Here is a 2744-nt window from a genome sequence, read left to right on the forward strand (position 1 = left end):
CTCGATATCACTGTGCGTCACTTTCCGATCAGGGCAGGAACCGGAACAACCAGGAGCAATCATCCCCCACTCACACACTCAGGTGTACACCCTCGACTGTGCACTCGGACCGAGACCGTGCCGCACCCGGGACAACGTGCTGTCGGCGCGATGCATCTGGCAGCGATCCGTACCGACGTGCCGACTCGGACGACGCCGTCGACCATGACCCGAGACAAGTACGGAAACAAGACCTTCAGCAGCTCAACCGCATGATCCCCCACCGCGAAGAGCTACCCAAGGACCACCGGCTTCACGGAAAGTGTCGAAGAGCCAGAACTGAGTGGCCGTTGACAGGGGGCAACATCCGCCAGGAGGGCATCTTGATCACGGTCTCGACGACCCCGTCGGTGTATGAGACGGCACGACTGGTCGCCCTGGCACCTTGGCTGACCGGAGACACAGCCAGAAGCGACTTCCTTCTCTCTACCCAGGAACACGACGGCTCGTGGGGTGCTGGTCCGCCCAACTACCGGTGGGTGCCGACCCTGAGCGCACTGGACGCGCTGCTCGCGGCCGCTCAGCGCGACCACATTCCCTCGCTCCGAGCACACCGCGAACTGCTGCCGGCGGCAGACCGGGCGATGCGCTACCTCGTCACCGCCCCGAAGGGCCGGCCGCCGGACACCGTCGCCACCGAACTCATCGTCCCGGCCTTGCTGGAGAGCCTCCACCAGCGCCTGCGCGACCTGCCCGGCGGCGTCCTGCCGCACTGGCGGGACACCCTCATCACGCCACCGCAGGGCATCGACCCCGCCGGCAACCGCCGCGTCGCCGCCCGCCTGCGCAGTGACACCGCCCCACCAAAGAAGTTGCTGCACTCCCTCGAGGCCATCCTCCCCCACCACCAGCCGACGCGACTTCCGCACACCCTGACCGACAGCGAGACCAGGACAGATGCCACCACGTTGCTGGGTGCCTCACCTGCTGCCAGTACCGCCTGGATCGCTGCCGCCGGAGGTCCCTCACACCACCCCGGCCTGACCCGCTGCCTGGAACAGGCCGTCGCCGAACACACGGGGCCGGTGTCCTGTCCGACCCCGATCACCGGCTTCGAACGGCTGTGGATCCTGTACGCGCACGATGTTGCAGGCCTGAACCGCGACCAGGCCGAAACGGCCGCCCGGGAAGTGCCGGCGTTGCTCGGTCGGGACGGCGCCTGCGGCGCCCCCGGCCTGCCCCGGACGCCGACGACACGGCCACCGCCCTCTACCTGCTGGCCCGCCTCGGCCTGCCCGCTGACACCGCAGTGCTGAAACGCTTCGAAACACCCACCCACTACGCCTGCTACGTCGGTGAGGACACCCCCTCACCGACCGCCAACGCCCACGTCCTGGAAGCGCTCGGCGCAGCGGCACCCGGCGACAGCGCCCGCATCGCCAAAATCAGCGACTGGCTGGCCGCCTGTCAGCGGCCCGACGGCTCCTGGCAGGACAAATGGCACGCCTCCCCGTACTACGCCGTCGCCTGCTGCGCCCCGGCCATCCACCGGTACGGCCTCGGGACCCAGGCCCACCAGACGGTGAGCCGCGCACTGAACTGGCTACGGGACACCCGCCACCCGGACGGCTCCTGGGGGGTGTGGGGCGGCACGGCCGAGGAGACCGCCTATGCCCTGCTCACCTTCGCCCGCTGCAACGCACCCCCGCCACCATCGCTGGCAACCGCGCTCGCGCACCTCACCCTCGATCCCGCCCCGCCGGCCCTGTGGCACGACAAAGACCTGTATTGCCCCGTGCGCATCGTGCACGCCACCATCCGGGCGGCCCGCCACCTCTACACACAACAGCGGGCGTGAACGATGACCGACGAGATCGCAGCAGAAGTGGCCGCGGAGGCCCTCACCTGGGCAGCCGACCACCCGTACATCGACACCGTCCGTATCACCCCGCTGGCATATCTCCTCACCCGCGCGGCACCGTTCGAGACGACACCGGCCCTGAGCCTGCAGACCCGCACCACCCTGTGGATCTTCGCCATCGACGACCTGTTCGACCACCCCAACGCAGAGCTCCCCGACCTCCAGCGATTCAGCGCGGACTGCCGAGGCATCCTCACCCGCGACCTCCCCGGCAGCGGACCCCTGAGCAACTGCCTGACCGGACTCCGCCACGAACTTGCCGGCTACCCGCTCTTCGCACCCCTCCAGCACCTGTGGACCAGCGCCATCACCACCCTGCTGCGCAGCATGCTCGACGAGGCAACCTGGCGCGAGGACCTCCGCCGACTCGGCCCTAGCGCCCTGCCACCACTCACCCGCTACCTGCGATCGGCCCGCCACAGCATCGGCGCCCCCGCACACATGCGCACCGTCCTGGTGACCACCCCCGACCCGAGCACCCCACACCACCTTCCCCACCTGCTACGCCTGGAGCGGCACGCCTCCCTCGCGGTCCGCCTCGCCAACGACCTGCGCACCCACGAACGCGAAGCCACCGAAGGCAACGTCAACGCGGTCAGCATTCTTACCCAGACGGCACGGGCCGGCGACCTATCTCCGGCGGCCGCACTCGAACGCGCCCGATCAGCCGTCCGCCGCGAGATCAAGCACCATCTGCAGCACTGCGCCGAGCTGTCACAGAACGCTGTTACCGCCACAGGGGACCCGGAGGGTCTATCACGAATTAGGTGTGGTTCGTCTGTTTGGCTTACACCTTGTTTTTTGGGCTGTTCGGCCTATACCTGATTGGCGGTAAGGCGGCCGT

Annotated in this window: 3 protein-coding genes; all 3 read left to right on the plus strand. The window is 68.5% G+C overall.

The window, feature by feature from the left end; all coding sequences use genetic code 11:
- Positions 1-518 precede the first annotated feature (518 nt).
- Genes ACIBEA_RS44355 through ACIBEA_RS44365 form a run of 3 tightly spaced genes read left to right on the plus strand, consistent with a single transcriptional unit; the run spans position 519 to position 2725 of the window.
- A complete protein-coding gene (locus tag ACIBEA_RS44355) occupies positions 519-1295 on the plus strand; it encodes a hypothetical protein (RefSeq protein WP_399270231.1) in 777 nt (258 codons plus the stop codon).
- Positions 1289-1837, plus strand: coding sequence for a prenyltransferase/squalene oxidase repeat-containing protein (locus tag ACIBEA_RS44360; protein WP_399270233.1), 549 nt, complete (start codon positions 1289-1291; stop codon positions 1835-1837). Before ACIBEA_RS44355 ends, ACIBEA_RS44360 begins: the two co-directional genes overlap by 7 nt.
- Positions 1838-1840: 3 nt before the next feature.
- Positions 1841-2725 carry a terpene synthase family protein gene (locus ACIBEA_RS44365; RefSeq protein WP_399270235.1) on the plus strand — a complete coding sequence of 295 codons (885 nt, stop codon included), beginning with the start codon at positions 1841-1843 and terminating at the stop codon, positions 2723-2725.
- The last annotated feature ends 19 nt before the right edge of the window (positions 2726-2744 follow it).

It is taken from the genome of Streptomyces sp. NPDC051555 (genome assembly GCF_044454405.1).
GTDB lineage: Bacteria > Actinomycetota > Actinomycetes > Streptomycetales > Streptomycetaceae > Streptomyces.